17 protein-coding genes are annotated in these 20,553 nt (G+C 64.9%); 7 read left to right on the top strand and 10 right to left on the bottom strand.

Annotated features, from left to right (window positions below; all coding sequences use genetic code 11):
* Positions 1–149: 149 nt before the first annotated feature.
* Entirely contained in the window at positions 150–1,331 is a 1,182-nt protein-coding gene (locus WMC41_RS02070; RefSeq protein WP_432346881.1) for an NAD(P)/FAD-dependent oxidoreductase, read from the bottom strand.
* Between the two features lie 169 nt (positions 1,332–1,500).
* Between WMC41_RS02070 and WMC41_RS02065 the strand changes: the two genes are divergently transcribed.
* The 5 genes from WMC41_RS02065 to edd all read left to right on the top strand — a co-directional run bounded on the left by WMC41_RS02065 (position 1,501) and on the right by edd (position 8,542).
* Positions 1,501–2,940 carry a glutamine synthetase family protein gene (locus tag WMC41_RS02065; protein ID WP_244767575.1) on the top strand — a complete coding sequence of 480 codons (1,440 nt, stop codon included), beginning with the start codon at positions 1,501–1,503 and terminating at the stop codon, positions 2,938–2,940.
* Positions 2,941–3,037: 97 nt separating this feature from the next.
* Positions 3,038–4,321, top strand: a complete 1,284-nt coding sequence (locus WMC41_RS02060) for an NAD(P)/FAD-dependent oxidoreductase (RefSeq protein WP_432346880.1) — start codon at positions 3,038–3,040, stop codon at positions 4,319–4,321.
* 96 nt (positions 4,322–4,417) lie between these two features.
* Positions 4,418–5,890, top strand: a complete 1,473-nt coding sequence (gene zwf, locus WMC41_RS02055) for a glucose-6-phosphate dehydrogenase (protein ID WP_272804437.1) — start codon at positions 4,418–4,420, stop codon at positions 5,888–5,890.
* Positions 5,891–5,899: 9 nt separating this feature from the next.
* A complete protein-coding gene (gene pgl, locus WMC41_RS02050) occupies positions 5,900–6,598 on the top strand; it encodes a 6-phosphogluconolactonase (RefSeq protein ID WP_244767572.1) in 699 nt (232 codons plus the stop codon).
* Positions 6,599–6,721: 123 nt separating this feature from the next.
* Entirely contained in the window at positions 6,722–8,542 is a 1,821-nt protein-coding gene (gene edd, locus WMC41_RS02045; RefSeq protein WP_288078069.1) for a phosphogluconate dehydratase, read from the top strand.
* A 191-nt stretch (positions 8,543–8,733) separates the two neighbouring features.
* Here edd and WMC41_RS02040 read toward each other — a convergent pair whose 3' ends face one another.
* From WMC41_RS02040 to WMC41_RS02015, 6 genes are all read right to left on the bottom strand, one after another.
* Positions 8,734–9,147, bottom strand: coding sequence for a hypothetical protein (locus WMC41_RS02040; RefSeq protein WP_244767570.1), 414 nt, complete (start codon positions 9,145–9,147; stop codon positions 8,734–8,736).
* A 106-nt stretch (positions 9,148–9,253) separates the two neighbouring features.
* Entirely contained in the window at positions 9,254–10,345 is a 1,092-nt protein-coding gene (locus tag WMC41_RS02035) for an ABC transporter ATP-binding protein (RefSeq protein ID WP_432346879.1), read from the bottom strand.
* 21 nt (positions 10,346–10,366) lie between these two features.
* Positions 10,367–12,019: an alpha-glucosidase gene (locus WMC41_RS02030; protein WP_244767568.1), complete on the bottom strand. Its 1,653-nt coding sequence runs from the start codon at positions 12,017–12,019 to the stop codon at positions 10,367–10,369.
* A 26-nt stretch (positions 12,020–12,045) separates the two neighbouring features.
* On the bottom strand, positions 12,046–13,191 hold the full coding sequence (locus WMC41_RS02025) for a carbohydrate ABC transporter permease (RefSeq protein ID WP_432346878.1): 1,146 nt from the start codon (positions 13,189–13,191) through the stop codon (positions 12,046–12,048).
* Between the two features lies 1 nt (position 13,192).
* Positions 13,193–14,203 (bottom strand): carbohydrate ABC transporter permease, encoded by a 1,011-nt coding sequence (locus WMC41_RS02020; protein ID WP_244767566.1) that lies wholly within the window; start codon positions 14,201–14,203, stop codon positions 13,193–13,195.
* Positions 14,204–14,390: 187 nt separating this feature from the next.
* Complete coding sequence (locus WMC41_RS02015; protein WP_432348232.1) at positions 14,391–15,731, bottom strand: ABC transporter substrate-binding protein; 1,341 nt, start codon at positions 15,729–15,731, stop codon at positions 14,391–14,393.
* Positions 15,732–16,059: 328 nt separating this feature from the next.
* Here WMC41_RS02015 and WMC41_RS02010 point away from each other — a divergent pair, with 328 nt between their 5' ends.
* Positions 16,060–17,088, top strand: coding sequence for a LacI family DNA-binding transcriptional regulator (locus WMC41_RS02010; protein WP_432346877.1), 1,029 nt, complete (start codon positions 16,060–16,062; stop codon positions 17,086–17,088).
* Positions 17,089–17,287: 199 nt separating this feature from the next.
* Here WMC41_RS02010 and folD read toward each other — a convergent pair whose 3' ends face one another.
* Positions 17,288–18,187, bottom strand: a complete 900-nt coding sequence (gene folD, locus WMC41_RS02005; RefSeq protein WP_432346876.1) for a bifunctional methylenetetrahydrofolate dehydrogenase/methenyltetrahydrofolate cyclohydrolase FolD — start codon at positions 18,185–18,187, stop codon at positions 17,288–17,290.
* A gap of 525 nt (positions 18,188–18,712) precedes the next feature.
* Here folD and WMC41_RS02000 point away from each other — a divergent pair.
* A complete protein-coding gene (locus tag WMC41_RS02000) occupies positions 18,713–19,516 on the top strand; it encodes a WecB/TagA/CpsF family glycosyltransferase (protein ID WP_272804429.1) in 804 nt (267 codons plus the stop codon).
* 132 nt (positions 19,517–19,648) lie between these two features.
* On the opposite strand, the gene WMC41_RS01995 is transcribed toward WMC41_RS02000, so the two are convergent.
* Complete coding sequence (locus WMC41_RS01995; RefSeq protein WP_244767560.1) at positions 19,649–20,179, bottom strand: hypothetical protein; 531 nt, start codon at positions 20,177–20,179, stop codon at positions 19,649–19,651.
* Positions 20,176–20,544 carry a hypothetical protein gene (locus tag WMC41_RS01990; protein ID WP_432346875.1) on the bottom strand — a complete coding sequence of 123 codons (369 nt, stop codon included), beginning with the start codon at positions 20,542–20,544 and terminating at the stop codon, positions 20,176–20,178. Before WMC41_RS01990 ends, WMC41_RS01995 begins: the two co-directional genes overlap by 4 nt.
* Between the last annotated feature and the right edge of the window lie 9 nt (positions 20,545–20,553).

Genomic DNA, 20,553 nt, shown 5'->3' with positions numbered 1-20,553 from the left:
CCGTTACGCGGAAACAGACACCCGGATGATCCGGCCAGCCGGCCCACATCATGTTGCCTCCACCCCCCTCGGCGGGAGGCCGGAAACGCCGACATTGCGAGAGCATCCGCCCCGAGGTCTTAAAAGACGGTAAAGACCGCCGCGCGATCTCAGGCGTACCCACCCGCGGCATGGCCTGACGCCCAGGCCCATTGGAAATTGTAGCCGCCGAGCCAGCCCGTGACGTCCACCGCCTCGCCGATGAAATAAAGCCCCGGCACCGCCTTGGCCGCCATGCTGCGGGAATCGAGCGCGGCGGTGTCGACGCCGCCGAGCGTGACCTCCGCGGTCCGGTAGCCCTCGGAGCCCGGCGGGCGCAGGCGCCAATCCCCGAGACGCTGGAGAAGCGCGTCTATGCGGCGGCCCGGCTGTTCGGCGAGCGGCCCGTCGATGCCGAGCTCGGCGACGAGAAGCTGGGCGAGCTTCTTCGGCATGTGCTCGGCAAGGACCGTCTGCATCGCCTGCCGGCCGTTTTCCCGTCGCGCCGCCGCGACGACGGCGGCAAAGTCCACGTCGGGACAGAGGGTGAGCGCGATCTCCTCCCCCTCCCGCCAGTAGGAGGAGATCTGCAGGATGGCCGGGCCGCTGAGACCCCGGTGGGTGAAGAGCGCCGCCTCCCGGAACTCCGTCTTGCCATGGCGGGCGATGACATCGACCGCCACACCCGGCAGGCCCTCATGGGCGGCGAGCGTCGCGGGATCGAGCGTCAGGGGCACGAGGCCGGCGCGCGTTTCGGTGACGGCAAGGCCGAATTGCTCGGCGATGCGATAGGCAAAGCCGGTCGCCCCCATCTTCGGGATCGACTTGCCGCCCGTGGCGATGACCAGCGAGGAAGCCTCGACCGTGCCGTGCTCCGTCACCACGCGGAAGGCCCGGCCGTCGTGCTCGACGGCACCGATCGGCGTGGACAGCCTGAGCTCCGCGTCCGCCGCCTTCATCTCGGCGAGCAGCATGGCGATGATGTCCTTCGCCGAGTTGTCGCAGAAAAGCTGGCCCAGCGTCTTCTCATGCCAGGGGATGCGGTGACGCTCGACGAGATCGAGGAAATCGCGCGGCGTGTAGCGGGCGAGCGCCGACTTGCAGAAATGCGGATTGGCCGAGAGGAAATTCTTCGGCCCGGCATGGATATTGGTGAAGTTGCAGCGCCCGCCGCCGGAGATGCGGATCTTCTCGCCGGGTGCGCGCGCATGGTCGACGACGAGCACGCGGCGTCCGCGCCGGCCCGCCTCGATGGCGCACATCATGCCTGCCGCACCTGCCCCGATGATGACGACGTCCCGCCGCTCTGCCACGTATGCAATCCTCGTTTGCCCCTCCTTTCCGCCAACGCGGCCGAAAGTCAATCGGGACGGGAAAAACAGATCTTCTTGAAAAATTCGCGTTTTTCACCCCCCGGGGGGAGCTAGCCAAGGAATAAACTCCGTCTATGATGGCTTCATCGTCAACCAAACCCGGTGTCTCATGCCGTCCAAAAAGAAAGTCGTTACCCCCACAATCGAAAAAGCCGCACGCTCTACCAAAATCCCTCCCGCCATCAGCGTGCCGCGCGGGGTAAAGACCTGGAAGGACGCCGCAGACTGGCTTCGCGCCCGCGGCATCGAAGACATCGAATGCATCACGCCGGACCTCGCGGGGGTTCCGCGCGGGAAAATGATGCCGTCGTCGAAGTTTACCTCCAACACATCGCTCGCATTGCCCTCCGCCCTCTATCGCCACACGATTTCCGGCGATTATCCGGAGGAGACCGGCAATTTCCGTTATGAGCCGCGCGACAGCGACCTGAAGCTGCTGCCCGACCTTTCGACGCTGTCCGTCGTGCCGTGGGAGACAGACCCGACCGCGCAGGTCATCTGCGACATCGTCGGCTCGACCGGCGAGAACGTGCCCTATACGCCGCGCAACGTCCTGAAGAACGTGGTGCAGATGTATCGCGACCGCGGCTGGAAACCGGTCGTGGCGCCCGAGATCGAGTTCTATCTCGTCGCCGTCAACGACGACCCGGACTATCCGCTGCACCCGCCGAAAGGGCGGTCCGGCCGTTCCATCCAGGGCGGCCAGGGCTATTCCATCGCGGGCATCAACGAGTTCGACGAGCTGATCGACGACATCTACCACTTCTCCGAAAAGCAGGGGCTGGAGATCGACACCCTGATCCACGAGGAGGGGCCGGCGCAGCTTGAGATCAACCTGCGCCACGGCGATCCGATCGAGCTGGCGGACCAGGTTTTCCTGTTCAAGCGCACGATCCGCGAGGCGGCGCTGAAGCACGGCATCTATGCCACTTTCATGGCAAAGCCGATGCAGGGCCAGGCGGGATCGGCGATGCACATCCACCAGTCGGTGGTGGAGATCGAGACGGGGAAGAACGTCTTCTCCAATCCGGACGGTTCGGCCTCGAAGGAGTTCTTCCACTTCATCGGCGGCATGCAGGCCTATGTGCCGAAGACGCTGGTCATGATGGCGCCCTATGTGAACTCCTACCGGCGCCTCACACCCGAAATGTCGGCGCCGGTCAACAATGCCTGGGGCTATGACAACCGCACGACGGCCTTCCGGGTGCCGGTGTCGGACGCCAACGCCCGTCGCATCGAAAACCGCCTGCCCGGCTCGGACGCCAATCCCTATCTCGCGCTGGCGGCCTCGCTCGGCTGCGGCCTGCTCGGCATCATGAACGAGGTGGAGCCGAGCGAGCCGACGGAAGACACCGCCAACGAAGGGTCGATCGACCTGCCGCGCGGGCTTCTCGAAGCCGTGTCGCTGCTCGAATCCGACCCCGCATTGGCCGAGGTGCTGAGCGCCGAGTTCATCGGTCTCTATGCCGGCGTCAAGCGCGGCGAGTTCGAGACCTTCATGCAGGTGATCAGCCCCTGGGAACGCGAGTTCCTGCTGCTCAACGTCTGAGCGGCCCGGCGGTCCGGGCCGCCTGAAGAGATCATCTCCCGAGAGCGGCCGGCGCCCCGGCGCGCCGCCGCACCCTCTTGATTCACGAGTGTGTTGAATGCCCTGGCAAAGCCCGATTTCCCCCGGCATCTCCTGGTATGAAGCGACCGTCGGAGAGCGCCCCGAATATGCCCCCCTCGACGGCTCCGTCGAGGCCGACGTCGCCATTGTCGGCGGCGGTTTCACCGGCCTGCAGGCTGCCTACAACCTTGCGAAGAAGGGCGTCAATGTCGTGCTCATCGAGGCGCACCGCTTCGGCGACGGCGCGTCGGGCCGCAACGGCGGCCAGCTCGGCACCGGCCAGCGCGCCGAGGCGGAGAGCCTGGAAGCCGAGCTCGGCTTCGAGCGCGCCAAGGCGCTGTTCGACCTTGCGGAGAACGCCAAACGCTACATCCACGATTTCGCCGAAAGCCAGGCCCTCGACATCGATTATGTTCCGGGCCAGCTCAATGTCAGCCACAAGGCAAGCTACGAGAAGGAATTCCGCGACCATATCGAGATCGCCGCGACCCGCTTCGGCTACAAGCACCTGAGCTACATGGACCGGGCGGAGACCGAGGAGCGCGTCGGCTCGAAGCGCTTCTTCTTCGGCATGCGCGATACCGGCACCGGCCATATCCACCCGCTGAAACTCCTCGTCGGCGTCGCCCGCGCAGCCAGGGCCGCCGGCGCCGGCCTGCACGAGAAGACCCCTGCCCTGAAGATCGAACGGACGGGCGGCAAGGCCATCATCACCACCGCGAAGGGCACGATCCGCGCCGACAAGGCGCTGATCTGCTGCAACGCCCATATCGGCAACCTGGAGCCGAAGACGGCCGCGCATGTCATGCCGATCCGCTCCTTCATCGGTGCGACCGTGCCGCTCGACAAGTTCCCGTCGATCATTCCCGGCGGCGAGGCGATCGCCGACACGCGCTTCGTCGTGCGCTATTTCCGCAAGACCCGCGACGGCCGCCTGCTTTTCGGCGGCCGGGAGGCCTATTCGGAAAATCTCGACGACATGACGCCGCCCATCCGCCGGCAGATCGAGGAGGTCTATCCGGAGCTGAGGGGCATCGAGCTGACCCATGCCTGGGGCGGCTCCGTCGGCATCACCATGCCGCGCAAGCCCTATGTGCGCGAGGTCATGCCCGGCATCACCTCGATCGGCGGCTATTCCGGCCACGGCGTCATGCTGTCGAACTATTGCGGCAAGCTCTATGCGGAGGAGGCAACCGGCGGCAGCGCGGAACTCGACCAGCTGAAGGCCCTGAAAATCCCGGCCTTTCCCGGCGGAGCCCGGTTCCGCTCGCCGCTTCTGTTCCTCGCCATGACGTGGTACGCGCTACGCGACAAGCTCTGATCGAGTCGGAAGCACCGATTTTGTTGCGTTGCACTCTGGTGTTTTTAAATCGATTAGATTATAACACCCGGCAACAGAACGAGATCGAGACATCCGATGAGCAGCCAGATCATTCCCGTTGAACCCTTCGACTATGTCGTCTTCGGCGGAACCGGCGACCTTGCGGAACGCAAGCTCCTTCCGGCCCTCTATCACCGGCAGCTCGCCGGCCAGCTTTCCGACCCGACGCGCATCATCGGCGCGTCGCGCACCGCCTATACGGACGCCGAATACCGCAAGTTCGCCGTCGATGCGCTGAAGGAGCACCTGAAGCCCGGCGAATTCGACGACGAGCAGGTCAAAACCTTCTGCGACCGGCTGTTCTACGTCGCCGTCGACGCCAAGTCCGACCAGGGCTGGGACAAGCTGAAGGAGCTTCTCGACGAGGGCAAGGAGCGCGTGCGCGCCTTCTACCTCGCCGTCGCGCCCGCCATCTTCGGCGACATCTCGGAAAAGATCCGCGACCACAAGCTCATCACCAAGCAGACCCGCATCGTCGTCGAGAAACCCATCGGCCGCGACCTTGCCTCCGCCAACGAATTGAACAACACGATCGGCAAGGTGTTCCGCGAGGAGCAGATCTTCCGCATCGACCACTATCTCGGCAAGGAGACGGTGCAGAACCTGATGGCGCTGCGCTTCGCCAACGCGCTCTACGAGCCGCTGTGGAACTCCGCCCATATCGACCATGTGCAGATCACGGTGGCCGAATCGGTCGGCCTCGAAAGCCGCGCGGGCTATTACGACAAGGCCGGCGCGCTGCGCGACATGGTGCAGAACCACATTCTGCAGCTGCTCTGCCTCGTCGCCATGGAGGTGCCCTCCTCCATGGACGCGGAGGCCGTGCGCGACGAGAAGCTGAAGGTGCTGCGCGCCCTGAAGCCGATCGACCAGTACAATGTCGAGCGCCTTACCGTTCGCGGCCAGTACCGCGCGGGCGCCTCGGCCGGCGGCCCGGTCAAGGGCTATCTCGAGGAGCTGGAAGGCGGCGTCTCCAACACGGAGACCTTCGTCGGCATCAAGGCCGAGATCGGCAACTGGCGCTGGGCGGGCGTGCCCTTCTACATCCGCACCGGCAAGCGCCTTGCCGCGCGCATGTCGGAGATCGTCATCACCTTCAAGCCGATCCCGCATTCGATCTTCGACCCCTCGGCCGGCCGCATCGAGGCAAACCAGCTGATCATCCGCCTGCAGCCGGACGAAGGCGTCAAGCAGTCGCTGATGATCAAGGACCCGGGTCCGGGCGGCATGCGCCTGCGCAACGTCTCGCTCGACATGAGCTTTGCCGAAGCCTTCGACGCCCGCAATGCGGACGCCTACGAGCGCCTGCTGCTCGACGTCATCCGGAACAACCAGACGCTTTTCATGCGCCGCGACGAAGTGGAAGCCGCATGGCGCTGGATCGACCCGATCCTGAAGGCGTGGGAAGCGACCGGCCAGCAGGCGCAGGGCTACACCGCCGGCACCTGGGGTCCCAGTCAGGCCATCGCCCTCATCGAGCGCGACGGCCGCACCTGGCATGAAACGTAAGGAAGCCCGATGAGCGCGAGACTGCATGAATTCAAGGACGGCGCAGCCTTGGCCGAAGGGCTGGCGGAGCGGGTTTCCGGCGCGCTGGCCGACGCCGTTGCCAGCCGGGGCCGCGCCAGCATCGCGGTCTCCGGCGGCTCGACGCCGAAAGCCTTCTTCAAGGCGCTGTCGCGCCGCGACATCGACTGGGGCAAGGTGACGATCACCCTCGTAGACGAGCGGTTCGTGCCGGCAGACAATCCGCGCTCGAACCACCTGCTCGTCGCCGACAACCTGCTGCAGGACAGGGCGAAGGCCGCGAACATCCTGCCGCTCTATCGCGACGCCGGCAGCGCGGAAGAGGCAGCGAAGATCGTTTCGGCGGACGCCGAAGCGCTCGGCCATCCCTTCGACGTCGTGATCCTCGGCATGGGAACGGACGGCCATACGGCCTCGTTCTTCCCCGGCGGCAGCCGGCTGGCCGAGGCGATTTCGGCGGAAACGCCGCGCGGCGTGATCACCATGGAGGCGGAAGGTGCGGGCGAGCCCCGCCTCACCTTCACCTTCGCCAGCCTCCAGGATGCGCGCCTCCTGGTGCTGCATATCGAAGGCCAGGGCAAGAAGGACGTGCTGGCCGCAGCCGAAGCGGACGGGCCGGAAACCGACATGCCGATCCGCGCCATTCTGCGCCGCGCGGCGACGCCGGTCGATATCTACTGGGCGCCCTGAAGCACCCTGCCGGGTAGCACCGGATTCACCCGGCGCACGACGCCGACGACTGAAGCGGACAGCGCAGCTTTCCCGCGCGCCGTTTCCTGCGAAAATGCCATCGAGAGAGGTAAGGATACTCCCATGTCCGCCGACAAACGCATCGAAGCCATTACAGCCCGCATCGTCGAGCGCTCGAAGCCGCATCGCCTGCCCTATCTCGAGCGCGTGCGCACCGCCATCTCCAAGGGCGTGCATCGTTCGGTGCTCTCCTGCGGCAACCTCGCGCACGGCTTTGCCGTCTGTTCCCCCGCCGAGAAGGACGCGCTCGCCGGCGACCGTGTCGCGAACCTCGGCATCATCACCTCCTACAACGACATGCTCTCGGCCCATCAGCCATTCGAGACCTATCCGGCGCTGATCCGCGAGGCCGCGCGGGAGGCAGGCGGCGTGGCGCAGGTGGCCGGCGGCGTGCCCGCCATGTGCGACGGCGTCACCCAGGGCCAGCCGGGCATGGAGCTGTCGCTCTTCTCGCGCGACCTCATCGCCATGGCCGCCGGCATCGGCCTGTCGCACAACATGTTCGATTCGGTCGTCTATCTCGGCGTCTGCGACAAGATCGTGCCGGGCCTGACCATCGCGGCACTGACCTTCGGCCACCTGCCCGCCGTCTTCATTCCCGCAGGTCCCATGACCTCGGGCCTGCCGAACGACGAGAAGGCCCGCGTGCGCCAGCTCTATGCGGAAGGCAAGGCCGGGCGCGCGGAACTGCTGGAGGCCGAATCCAAGTCCTATCATGGCCCCGGCACCTGTACCTTCTACGGCACCGCCAATTCCAACCAGATGCTGATGGAGATCATGGGCTTCCACATGCCCGGCGCCTCCTTCATCAACCCCGGCACGCCGCTGCGCGACGCTCTCACCAAGGAGGCGGCGAAGCGCGCGCTCGCCATCACCGCGCAAGGCAACGAGTTCACCCCGGCCGGCGAGATGATCGACGAACGCTCGATCGTCAACGGTGTCGTCGGCCTGCACGCCACGGGCGGCTCGACCAACCACACACTGCATCTCATCGCCATGGCGCGCGCCGCCGGCATCGTCCTGACATGGAAGGACATTTCGGACCTCTCCGACGTCGTGCCGCTGCTCGCCCGCGTCTATCCGAACGGCCTTGCCGACGTGAACCATTTCCACGCCGCCGGCGGCATGGGCTTCCTCATCCAGGAACTACTGAAGACCGGCATGCTGCATGACGACGTGCGCACCGTCTACGGCCAGGGTCTGCAGGCCTATACGATCGATCCGAAGCTCGGCGCGGATGGCGCGGTGGTGCGGGACAAGGCCCCGAAAGTCAGCCACGACCCGAAGGTGCTCGCCAGCATCGAGACGCCCTTCCAGCCGACCGGCGGCCTGAAGATGCTGACCGGCAATATCGGAAGCGCCGTGATCAAGATCTCGGCGGTGAAGCCCGAGCGCCATGTCATCGAGGCGCCGGCAAAAGTGTTCCACGACCAGCTCGAGCTGAACGCCGCCTTCAAGGCCGGCGAGCTGACGGGCGATTTCGTCGCCGTCGTGCGCTTCCAGGGCCCGAAGGCGAACGGCATGCCGGAGCTGCACAAGCTGACCACCGTGCTCGGCATCCTGCAGGACCGCGGCCAGCGCGTGGCGCTTCTCACGGACGGGCGCATGTCCGGCGCGTCGGGCAAGGTGCCGGCCGCCATCCATGTCACGCCCGAGGCGGTCGACAACGGCCCGATCGGCCGCATCCGCAACGGCGACATCATCCGCCTCGACGCCACCCACGGTACGATCGAGGTTCTGGTGAACGCCGCCGAGTTCGCCGCGCGCCCGCAGGCGACGGCCGATCTCTCCGGCAACGAATTCGGCATGGGCCGAGAGCTCTTCGCGCCCTTCCGGGCCATCGCGGGGCCGGCCGATCATGGGGCGAGCGTCTTGTTTGCTTGAGGTGGCGGGGGCTGCCGCCCCTCATCCGGCCTGCCGGCCACCTTCTCCCCGCAAGCGGGGAGAAGGAAACAAGAGGCCAAGCCTCGCTATTTCTCCCGGCTCACTGTTTGGGAAAAGCAGCGCCACCCTCCCCTTCTCCCCGTTTACGGGGAGAAGGTCGCGGCAGCGGGATGAGGGGCAGCCCTAACCCGTCAGCTATAGATATCCAGCGTCCGGCCCTGGTGGTTGCGGTGCGTCGAATAGACGAAGATGCGCTGCAGGTCCTTGTCGGACAGCAGGCGCAGGAAGCGGGCTTCGACGACGTCGTTGGTATAGACGCGCTGTGTCAGGCAGCCGATCATCGGCAGGCGGGCGCTGACGATGTCGAGGTAGAAGTTGCGCGGCAGCTGGAACTTCGTCGTCATCGTGATGATGGCGCCGCTGCGCGAGAGCTTGGTGATCAGGCATCGCCGGGAGACGAGGTTGACGAGGCCGCCATTCTCGGTGAACTCGATGCGGGCCTCGTTGCAGGTGTCCTCCATCGGGAAGCTCTTCTCCCGATCGTACATGAAGGACTCTTCCTTGTTCAGGTAGTTGTTACGCGGTACGGATCCCTGAATACCCATCGGCCTGTTGCCCCCCGGCACTGTCTGCTTTCGGCAGAAGCCTAGGGGAACAACGCTTAACATCGGGTTGAGCGGCAGGGCGAAATCCTGCCGCCTCCCCTCCCGCTCAGGACGCGCGATAGCTCTTGCCGGCTGCATCGAAGAGATGCAGCTTCGCCTTGTCCGCGGTGAACCGCACCCGGTCGCCGCGCTTGACGTCGAGGATGCCGGGGATTTTGGCAATGATCGGCTCGCCCTGCACGAGGCCGTCGATATAAAGCAACGTCACCTCGCCCAGCGCCTCGACGATCGACACCGTGCCCTCGAAGAGGAAATCATCGCCCGTCGTGATCTGGAGGTCCTCCGGCCGCACACCGAAGCTCGCCGTCTTGCCGACCTCGGAGGCCGCCGTCGGGATATCGACACTGGAACTGCGTCCGCCCGTCAGCTCCAGCGCCGTCGAGGCGCCCGCCGAGGTGATCTTCGCGGGGATGATGTTCATGGCCGGCGAGCCGATGAAGCGGGCGACGAAGAGGTTCGCCGGGCGCTCATAGAGCTCCAGCGGCGGGCCGACCTGCTCGATATGGCCGGCCGAGAGCACGACGATGCGGTCGGCGAGCGTCATCGCCTCCACCTGGTCGTGCGTCACGTAGATCATCGTCGTGTCGGCCATCTGCTCGTTGAGCTTGGCGATCTCGATGCGGGTGGCGACGCGCAGCGCCGCGTCGAGGTTGGACAGCGGCTCGTCGAACAGGAAGACCTTCGGGTTGCGGCAGATGGCGCGGCCGATGGCGACGCGCTGGCGCTGGCCGCCGGAGAGCGCCTTGGGCAGGCGGTCGAGATATTTGGTGAGCTGGAGGATATCGGCAGCCGAGCGCACGCGCCGGTCGATCTCCTCCTTGCTTTCGCCGGCAATGCGCATGCCGAAGGCCATGTTGTCGAAGACGGTCATGTGGGGATAGAGCGCATAGGACTGGAACACCATGGCGATGCCGCGCTTGGAAGGCGGCACGTCGTTGACGCGCTCGCCGTCGATCGTCATGTCGCCGCCGGTGATCTCCTCGAGCCCGGCGATCATGCGCAGCAGGGTCGACTTGCCGCAGCCGGACGGGCCGACGAAGACGATGAACTCGCCCTGCTTGATATCGAGATCGATGCCGTGGATCACGTCCACCGCGCCGTAGGACTTGCGGATATCCTTGAGTACCAGCCCTGTCATGTCTCTCTCCCCTCTAATTCTTCAGACGAAACGGGCGAAGAACCCGCTCCATGCCGGAAGTTCGATATTTTCCGCGTGCATCATGCTTTCAAACCCGTGGCCCTCCAGCGCCTCCAGCGTGCCGGCCGGCAGGTCCGCAAGACGCGCGATCGGGCTCATGTTGAAGGCGCAGAAGACCTTTTCGTTGCCGTGCGTGCGCACGAAGGACAGGATCGCCCCCTCGGCCGACTGAAACGCGATCTCGCCCTTCACCAATGCCACGTGCTGCTTGCGGAAGGCAAGGAAGCGCCGGTAATGCGCAAGCACCGAGGCCGCGTCGCCCTCCTGCACGTCGACGGCGCGCTCCAGATGGGCGGGCGAGACCGGAAGCCAGGGCCGTCCTTCACTGAAGCCGCCCGACGGCAGGCCGCTGTCCCAGACCATCGGCGTGCGGCAGCCGTCGCGGCCCTTGAAATCCGGCCAGAACTGGATGCCGTAGGGGTCCTGCAGGTCCTCATAGGCAAGCTCGGCCTCCGGCAGCGCCAGTTCCTCGCCCTGGTAGATGCAGACCGAGCCGCGCAGCGACATGAGGAGGCTCGCCAGCAGCTTGGCATGGGCCTCATGGTCGGTGACGGCACCGCCCCAGCGGCTGATATGGCGCATGACGTCATGGTTGGAGAAGGCCCAGCAGACCCAGCCCTCGGGTGCCGCTTTCTCCAGCGCAAGCTGGGTCTCCGCGACGAAGGCCGGCGTCAGCGGATCGGGCGCCAGGAACTCGAAGGCGTAGCACATGTGCATCTTGTCGCCGCCGGACGTGTATTCGCCGGCGATTTCGAGGCCGCGCTGGCTGTCGCCCACCTCGCCGACGGCGGCAATCGCCGGGAACTCCTCCATCAGCGCGCGGAAGCGCTTCAGGAATTCCAGGTTCTCCGGCTGGTTCTTGTCGTAGAGATGTTCCTGGTAGTTGTAGGGGTTCACGGCCGGCGCTGTCTGGGCGTTGCGGCGCTCGGGGGCGAGCGACGGGTTGTCGCGCAATTCCTTGTCATGGAAGTAGAAGTTGATCGTGTCGAGGCGGAAGCCATCAACGCCGCGCTCCAGCCAGAAGCGGGCGACCGAGAGCAGCGCGTCCTGCACTTCCGGATTGTGCAGGTTGAGGTCCGGCTGCGACGTCAGGAAGTTGTGCATGTAATATTGCAGGCGGGTCGGGTCCCACTGCCAGGCCGAGCCGCCGAAGATCGACAGCCAGTTGTTGGGCGGCGTACCGTCCGGCTTGGAATCGGCCCAGACATACCAGTCGGCCCGCGGATTGGTGCGCCGGGAGCGGCTTTCGACGAACCAGGGGTGCTTGTCGGACGTATGCGACAGCACGAGATCGATCATCACGCGGATGTTGAGGCGATGGGCCTCGGCGATCAGCGCATCGAAATCGGCGAGCACGCCGAAGATCGGGTCGACGTCCTGGTAGTCCGAAACGTCATAGCCGAAATCCTTCATCGGCGAGGTGAAGAAGGGCGAGATCCAGATCGCATCCACGCCGAGGGAGGCGACATGGGCAAGGCGCTCGGTGATGCCCCGCAAATCGCCGATCCCGTCGCCGTTGGTGTCCTGGTAGGAGCGCGGATAGATCTGATAGATCACCGCCCCGCGCCACCAGTCCTTGTCCGGTACGAGGAGGGTGGAATCCGACATCGTCATGCTGTTTGTCCTGTTTTCGAAAGCCGTCACCCGCCCTTGACCGAGCCCGCCAGCAGACCGCGCACGAGATAGCGCTGCAGGCTGAAGAAGACAATGAGGGGAACGACGATGGTGATGAAGGCGGAGGCCGTGAGGATTTCCCAGTTGCCGCCGCGCGAACCCAGGAGGTTCACGAGGCGCCCGGTCAGCACCAGTTCCTCATTGCCCGCACCGAGGAAGACCATGGCGACGAGCAGGTCGTTCCAGGTCCACAGGAACTGGAAGATGGCGAAGGAGGCGAGTGCCGGGAAGGACAGCGGCAGGATGATCTTGACGAAGATATCGAAATCGGACGCACCGTCGACACGGGCCGATTCCATGATCTCGCGCGGCAGGCCGGCCATGTAGTTGCGCAGGAGATAGACCGCGAGCGGCAGGCCGAAGCCCATATGGGCGAGCCAGATGCCGACATAGGTTTTCGCCGGCACGCCGAAGAAGGCGCCGACGCCGTTGTAGAGCCGCAGCAGCGGGATCAGCGACATCTGCAAGGGCACGACGAGCAGGCCGACGATGACGGCGATCAGGATCGCCCGGCCCGGAAAGGGCATCCAGGCCAGCGCATAGGCGCAGAAGGCGGCGACGAGGATCGGGATGATGGTGGCGGGGATCGCCACCGTCAGCGAATTGATGAAGGAGGCGCCGATGCCCTCGGCATTCAGCACTTCCCGATAATTGTCGAGCGTGAAGCGCGGCGGCACGGAGGCGGTGTAGAAGATGCGCTGGCCGCGAGTGCCTTCCATCTTCGTCGGCGAGACGATCTCGTAGCTGCCGTCCTCCCTGACGGTCAGCGTCTGGCCCTCGCCGATATCGGCGACGGCGCCCGCCTCGAAGGCGGCCGGCTGCAAGGGGCGGAAGCCGAAGGCGGAGACCTTCGCGTCACCCCCTTCGATCAACTTTCCGGAAATGACGAACTTGCCGTCGCGCTCGACCTGAGCTTCCGGCGCGGCGGCGCGGCCGGTGAGGTTCTGCGAGGAGGTGGAAAGCGCGGTCCACCAGCCGGAGACGGCGAGCTGGTCCTTGTCGCGCAGCGAGGAGATGAGGAGGCCGGCCGTCGGCAGCGTCCAGAGCGCGACGAGCAGGAGGACGGAAAGGTGGACGACGACGAGAAGCGGCGAACGGGACGTGGCGATCATCTCAGTGGCCCTCCATTTCCTTGGTGGCGTTGCGGATGTTCCAGATCATGATCGGGATGACGAGGATCATGATGACGACCGCGATGGACGCGCCGCGCCCGAAATCGCCGCCGCCGCGGAACATCCAGTCGAACATCAGGTTCGCCAGGACCTGCGTCTGCCATTGCCCGTTCGTCATCGCGAGCACGATGTCGAAGACCTTCAGCACCAGGATGGTGATCGTCGTCCAGACGACGGCGATCGTGCCCCAGATCTGCGGCACCATGATCTTGAAGAAGATCTGGAGGCCGTTGGCGCCGTCGATGACGGCCGCCTCGATCGTCTCCTCCGGAATGCCGCGCAGCGCGGCCGAGAGGATGACCATGGCAAAACCCGTCTGGATCCAGATCAGGATGACCATCAGGAAAAAGTTGTTCCAGAAGGGAATGGTCATCCAGGCCTCGGGCGTGCCGCCGAAGGCGACGACGACGGCATTGAGGATGCCGATCTGCTCGGACCCTTCGGCGCGGTAGTCATAGACGAACTTCCAGATGACGGAGGCGCCGACGAAGGAGATGGCCATCGGCATGAAGATCAGCGTCTTTGCGATATTGCCCCACCAGATGCGGTCGGTGAGTGCGGCGACGATCAGCCCGAAGAAGGTGGAAAGCGCCGGCACCACCAGCAGCCAGAGGAAATTGTTGAAGATCGACTGGCGGAACTCGCCGTCATTGATCATCCACGCGAAGTTGCTGAAGCCGATGAACTGCTGGCCGGAGCGGTCGTGGAAGGCGAGCCGGACGGATTCGAAGACGGGATAGACGAGATAGACCGTCAGCGCGAAGAGCGCGGGCGCCATGAACAGCCAGGGCCGGATGGCATTGGTGATGCGCAGGTTCTTCGAGGCCTGCGCGCCCGTCAGCCCCTTGGAGGGGAACATTTTGTCGAGCAGGAAATTCGTTCCGAAGAAATAGGCAACGCAGGCGAGAACGCCCCCGACCATCGTGAAGATGGCGAATAACAATTGCTGCATGGCAGTCCCTCCCCCTGGGAAACATCCCCTACGGCTTTTCTCGCGCAGCACTGCGGCTTCAGTCGCTTGCCTGACGTCCTCTGACGCGGCGTAGACCGCTCACGCGGCTTGGCCACCGCATGGTCCAGCTGCACTTTCGCATGCTCGGAAAAACCGGCCGGCGGCTGCCGGCCGGTTCGCCAGGATGTTACTTGATGGCGTCCCAAGCCTTCTGGACGCCGCCGGCGACATCGGCCGCGGACTTGCCGCCGACGAAATCGACCATGCCGGTCCAGAACGCGCCCGCGCCGATCTTGCCCGGCATCAGGTCAGAGCCGTCGAAGCGGAAGGTCGTCGAATCGAGCAGGATCTCGCCCTGCTTCTTCATCGGCGCATTGGCATAGGCTTCCTTGTTGGCGCTCTTATAGGGCGTCAGGAAGCTGGTCTGCGCCATCCAGACCTCGTGGGCGATCGGCGTCTTCAGGAACTCGATGAAGGCGCGCGCGGCCGGCGTGTCCCGGGTGATCATGGCAAGCGTGCCGGCGCCGAGAACGGGATTGCCGAGCTCCGGCTTGCTGGCATAGGGCGGCATGTAGAAGAAGTCCGCATCCTCGCCGACCACCGTGCCTTCCGGGAAGAAGGACGGGATGAACGAGGCCTGGTGATGCAGGTAGCACTTCGGCGGCGAGGCGAAGAGGCCCTTGGGGCTGTCGCGGAAGTCGGTGGAGGCGACCGCCGCCGCGCCGCCGTCGACGAACTTGTCGTTCTTGGCGAACCAGCCGAACTCATCGAGCGCGCCGACCACCGAGGCATCGGTGAAGGGAATCTCGTTCGTCACCCACTTGTCGTAGGTTTCGGGCGAAGCCGTGCGCAGCATCAGGTCTTCCACCCAGTCGGTCGCCGGCCAGCCGGTGGCGCCGCCAGAGCCGAGGCCGATGCACCAGGGCGTGCCGCCGTCGGCGACGATCTGCTCGGTCAGCGCCTTCAGGTCCTCCATGGTCTTCGGCACTTCGTAGTCGGCATCCTCGAAGTTCTCCGGCACGTACCAGACGAGGGACTTCACGTCGATCTTGTAGGGGAAGGCGAAAAGCGCGGCATTGCCGTCCTTGTCCTTGTAGGTCGAAAGGTCGACCCAGGACTGGCCGGCGGCATAGTTGTCGAGCAGCCACTGCTTGGTCTCGTCGCCGAGCGGGGTCAGGTAACCCTTGGAGGCAAGGTCGGCGATCAGGCCCGGCTGCGGCAGGATGGCAACGTCAGGCGGGCTGCCGGCCTGGGTGTCGATGACGATCTGCTGCTCGTAGTTCTCGGAGGAGGAATATTTGATCTCGACGCCCGTCGCCTCGGTGAAATAGGCATAGACGACCTTGAACAGCGCCTCGTCCTCACCGCGCCAGGGACCGAAAATGGTCAGCGTCTGGCCCTTGAGGTCGTGGCCCTTCTTGAAATCCTCGAAGCTCTGCCAGTTGAACTTGGAATCCTCGCCCGGCTTGAATTTCAAGTCGGCCGCAGCAGCGCCGCCCGCCATCAAAAGAGCGAGCGCGGCCGTCATCAGCAATGTCTTTTTCACGAGATTTGCCTCCCATAGCAAACCCGCCCTCTCCCGGGGCAGGCATCCTCTAAAATACCCCAAAATTCAAAGCGCTTTGGATTTCCTTTCATCCCATTTCCCCCCGAGCCTCGTCAAGTACCCTCCTGGGCTTGCAGACAAAATCGCTGTGTTTAACGCAGTGCAGCGTAGTTTTGCGGCGCAAAAAGGCCAAATCCGCTTTTCCTAAATGATTTGCTGATGTTAGATGCCAAAACGCTTTGGGACGGATCCGGGGAACGAAGAGAAGGGACATCCAAAGCGCTTCGAATGTTTCAAGAAAGCCAAGCATGTGAATCTCAAGCAATTATCGCAGTTGCTGGGCCTCTCCCAGACAACCGTGAGCAGAGCGCTGAACGGCTATCCGGAGGTCAATGCCGAGACGCGCCAGCGCGTGCTCGATGCCGTCCGGGAGACCGGATACCGGCCGAACCGGGCGGCGCAGCGGCTGGCGACTGGCCGGGCGGGCTCGATCGGCCTTGTCATGCCGACGGCCGACGGCATTGAATCCGACGTGCATTTCGGCGAATTCCTCGCCGGCCTCGGCGACGAGGCGGTCAAGCACGACTTTCATTTCGTCATCAATCCGAGCCATCCGGAAGAGGAGGTCGCGACCTGCCGGCGGCTGGTGGCGAGCGGCAATGTGGATGCGCTGTTCCTCGCCTATATGCGCGAGAAGGACCCGCGCATCGCCATGCTGAAGACGCTGAAGACGCCCTTCGTCGTGCACGGCCGGTCGATCGGCGTGCCGACGGACTATCCCTATCTCGACATCGACAATACCGGCGCCTTCTACGATGCCGCGCGGCTGCTCGCGCAGCTCGGCCACCGGCATTTCGCGCTGATCAACGGCCCGGACTACCTCGCCTTCTCGATCCGCCGCAAGAAGGGCACGGTGCGGGCACTGGCAGAACACGGCCTCACGCTGCGCGAGGAGTGCGTGCAGCATTCGCAGATGACGGACGAACACGGGTTTCGCGCCATGGAGCGCTTCCTCCAGCTCGAAACGCCGCCGACCGCGGTCCTGTGCTCCAGCACGGTCCTGGCGCTCGGCGCCGTCCGGGCGATCAACCAGGCAGGGCTGAAACTCGGCGCGGACATCTCGCTCATCGCCCATGACGACGTGCTGCCCATGCTGAAGCCGGAGAATTTCATGGTGCCGCTGACGACGACCCGCTCGTCGCTGCGCGCCGCCGGCCAGCGCATCGCCCGCCGCCTCATCGCCGACATCCTGACGCTCGAGACCCTGCCGCAGCAGGAGCTCTGGAAGACGGACCTCATCGTGCGCGCCTCGACCGGACCGGCGCCGGCGGGGAAATAGGTTTGCTCGGGAACGGCATCGCGCCGGGGGGTTGCCCCTCACCCTAACCCTCTCCCCGCAGGCGGGGAGAGGGGACGTGCCCCACGAATGGCTGTTGTTTGAGGAAGACGGCACGGCATATCCCTTCTCCCCGCCTGCGGGGAGAAGGTGGCCGGCAGGCCGGATGAGGGGCCGCCCCCTGAACTGACGACGCTTCCCCTCAGAATTTCGGCGGCACGCGCCCGGCCTTGCGATAGGCGGCGATGACGGTGTTGGCCATCAGCATGGCGATGGTCATCGGGCCGACGCCGCCGGGAACCGGGGTGATGACGCCGGCTACCTTGGCCGCCTCGTCGAAGGCGACGTCGCCGACGAGGCGGGACTTGCCCTCGCCCTTTTCCGGCGCGGCGATGCGGTTGATGCCGACGTCGATGACGGTCGCGCCCGGCTTCACCCAGTCGGCCTTCACCATTTCCGGGCGGCCGACGGCGGCGACGAGGATATGGGCATTGCGGCACACGCCGGCGAGGTCCTTGGTGCGCGAATGGGCGGTCGTCACCGTCGCGTTCGCGGCCAGCAGCAGGGCGGACATCGGCTTGCCGAAAAGGTTCGAGCGGCCGATCACCACCGCGTTGAGGCCGGAAAGGTCGTCGCCATGCGTGCGGCGCACGAAGACCATGGCGCCGGCCGGCGTGCAGGAGACGAGGCCGCCGTCGAGGTCGCCCGTCGCCACCTTGCCGGCATTGACGACGTGCAGGCCGTCGACGTCCTTTTCCGGCTTGATCGACTGGATGATCGGTTCGGACTTCAGGTGCTTGGGGAGCGGAAGCTGGACGAGGATGCCATGGATGGTCTCGTCGGCATTCAGCGTCTCGACGAGGCGGGCCAGCTCCGCCTGCGTGGTTTCCTCCGGCAGCGTGTGCTGGATCGAGGTGAAGCCGCATTCCTTGGCCATGCGGCTCTTGGAAGAGACATAGGCGTGGCTCGCCGGATCGTCGCCGACGATGATGACAGCCAGGCCGGGCCTTACGCCGGCATCCTTCTCCAGGGCGACAGTGGCGGACTTCACGGTGTCAATCACGGAAGCGGCAACCTGCTTCCCATCGATAATGGTGGTCACATTTCTCTCCCTGAATGAAGTGCGCCCACTCTAGTGGGACGCTCGCGCGGCGGGATGGCCTCTTAACGCCCTATGCTGTCCAAAACGCATAATTTCAAGCGCATCCTGCGGGAAAGCGCAGGTCAGCCCGGGAATATGCCTTTTCCTGTCAGCGGTGAAAGACACGATGGCGGCATGACGGCGTCGCTCATCACCCGGCAAGAAGTCCTTTTTTGACGCAGGCTGCGGGATGGTCCTGGCCCGGGAGGCTCGGAAAATTGACAGCAAGCGCTTGTTTTTCAAAATTTTTCCCGAAAGGACGGCGCCATGGTTAGCGAGATGTAAACAGGGTCCGCCGCCTTTTCGGGAAATCCTTAAACGGCCTTTCAGGGGAACTTGCTAAACCGGCAGGCAGCAATAGCAGCCTTGCGGGAGCAGCATGACGCCCTTTCCCACGGATCCTGTCGAACACGCCACCCGAAAGGCCATGAGGGCCTTTAGGGCCGGCCATTGCCCGCTTTCGGGCGCTTCGAAAGGACCCCTGCCATGAACCTCGTGTCCGGCAACATCACCGCTTCGCAGCGGGACATACTGGGCCTGCCGGTCTGCGATCTCGGCTGGGCGGACGCCTTTGCCTTCGCCGAGGAGGTGGCGACCATGCCGTTCGGCCAGAGCGTTATCGCCTTCATCAATGCCGGCAATGCCAACCTGATGATGCGCGATCCCGAATACCGCGCCGTGCTGGAACGCCAGGTCGTTCTGCCCGATGGCGACGGCGTCGATCTCGCCTCGATGGTGTTCCACGGCCGCAGGTTTCCCGCGAACCTCACGAGCATCGCCTTCGTTCCGGCCCTCCTGACCTATATCGCAAAGCCGATGCGCGTCGCGCTGATCGGCGCCCGGACGGCGACGCTGATGCGGGCCGCCGACACGCTTCGCCGGCATACGCCCTGGCACGCGTTCCTGCCGATTTCCGACGGCCATTTCGACCAGGACCAGTCGGACGCGATCATGGAGCGGGTGCGCGCGGCGGATGCCGACATCCTGCTCGTTTCGATGGGCAGCCCGGCCCAGGAGAAATGGATCGACAGGCATGTCGGGCCCGGCCATGCCCGGCTGGTGCTCAGCCTCGGCCCGCTGTTCGACACACTCGCCGGCAACACGCCGCCGATGCCCGAAGCCGTTCGCCGGCTCCGGCTCGGCTGGCTCTACCGGCTGATGGCGGAGCCGTCACGGCTGCCCCAGCGCAAGGCCCAGATCGCTTTCGCCTACCATGTGCTGCGCTACAAGCTATCCGGCCCGATGATGCCGCGGGGCAGCGGCAACACGGCAAAAGCCGGCTCGCTCTGAGCCGGCCAACCGTTGCCACAGGGCATTTTCACGCGGCAAGCCCAGAGCATTTCCAGCCGAAGCAAGATCGCTTCGGCGTCGGACAATGCGGTAAAAGCAAGACTCCAGCGCATTTCCGGTTCCGGAAATGCTCTAGTGGCCGCCGCTCTTCTCCGCCGGCTTCACGGCCGGAACCTCGCCCTTGACGAGGGTCTGGCCGCGCTTGGGCGCGGGGTCCTGTACCGATGCGGTGGTGATGTAGTCGATCTGCTCGACATAGACCTCGGCGATGACCTCTGCCCCGAAGCGGCGGTTCAGCCCTTCCTTGACGATGCCGCGGAAGGCATCGACATCGAAACTGCCCACCGTCGCCACGTCGATCATCTTCTTGCCGACCAGCAGCGTATAGAGCTCGTCGGTGATCATCTGCGGCAGGGGAACGATCTGTTTGGCCGCCAGATCCTTGTTCGCCTTGTAGGCGAGCCTGGTGAGCAGGTAGCCGTTGACGCCGCCCTCCCCGATGACGGGCACCGTCGTCGTGTATCCGCTGACGAATTCCAGCGCCGCCTCGCGCTCGGCGGCGGCAGTATCGACCTCGGGCGCCGAGGCCATCGTCAGCGAGACATAGACCGAGGCAAGCGTGATGGCGAGAATCCAGACGCCGGTGCCGATGAGCTTGATCATGTGCCGTAACCCAGCCGGAACTGCTCTTGCGAATAGGTGCCATCGGCCTCGAGGTCCTGGACGGCATTCTTCAGGATGGTGACGACTTCACGCACGGCCTCCAGATGGGCGGAGACGCGCTGGGCGTTGGTGGCGAGCTTCTCGCGCACGCGGCCGAGCTGGCTGGAGAAGGTCTGCGGCACCTCGTCCGGGCGCACGTCGCGCGCCAGCATCGCCAGTTCATAGAGGCAGCGGCTCTTGTGGGCGTTCGAGGTCGGCAGGTCGAAATCGGGGTCACGGCCGATATTGTCGTTCTCGTTGTCGATGATCGTTTCGAGCCGGCCGAGGACGGTGCGGATCCGCAATTCGTTGGTCGCCTGTTCCATTTTATTGTT

This window comes from Shinella yambaruensis (genome assembly GCF_050859155.1).
GTDB lineage: Bacteria > Pseudomonadota > Alphaproteobacteria > Rhizobiales > Rhizobiaceae > Shinella > Shinella yambaruensis.
This window is presented reverse-complemented; position numbering and strand designations above follow the sequence as displayed.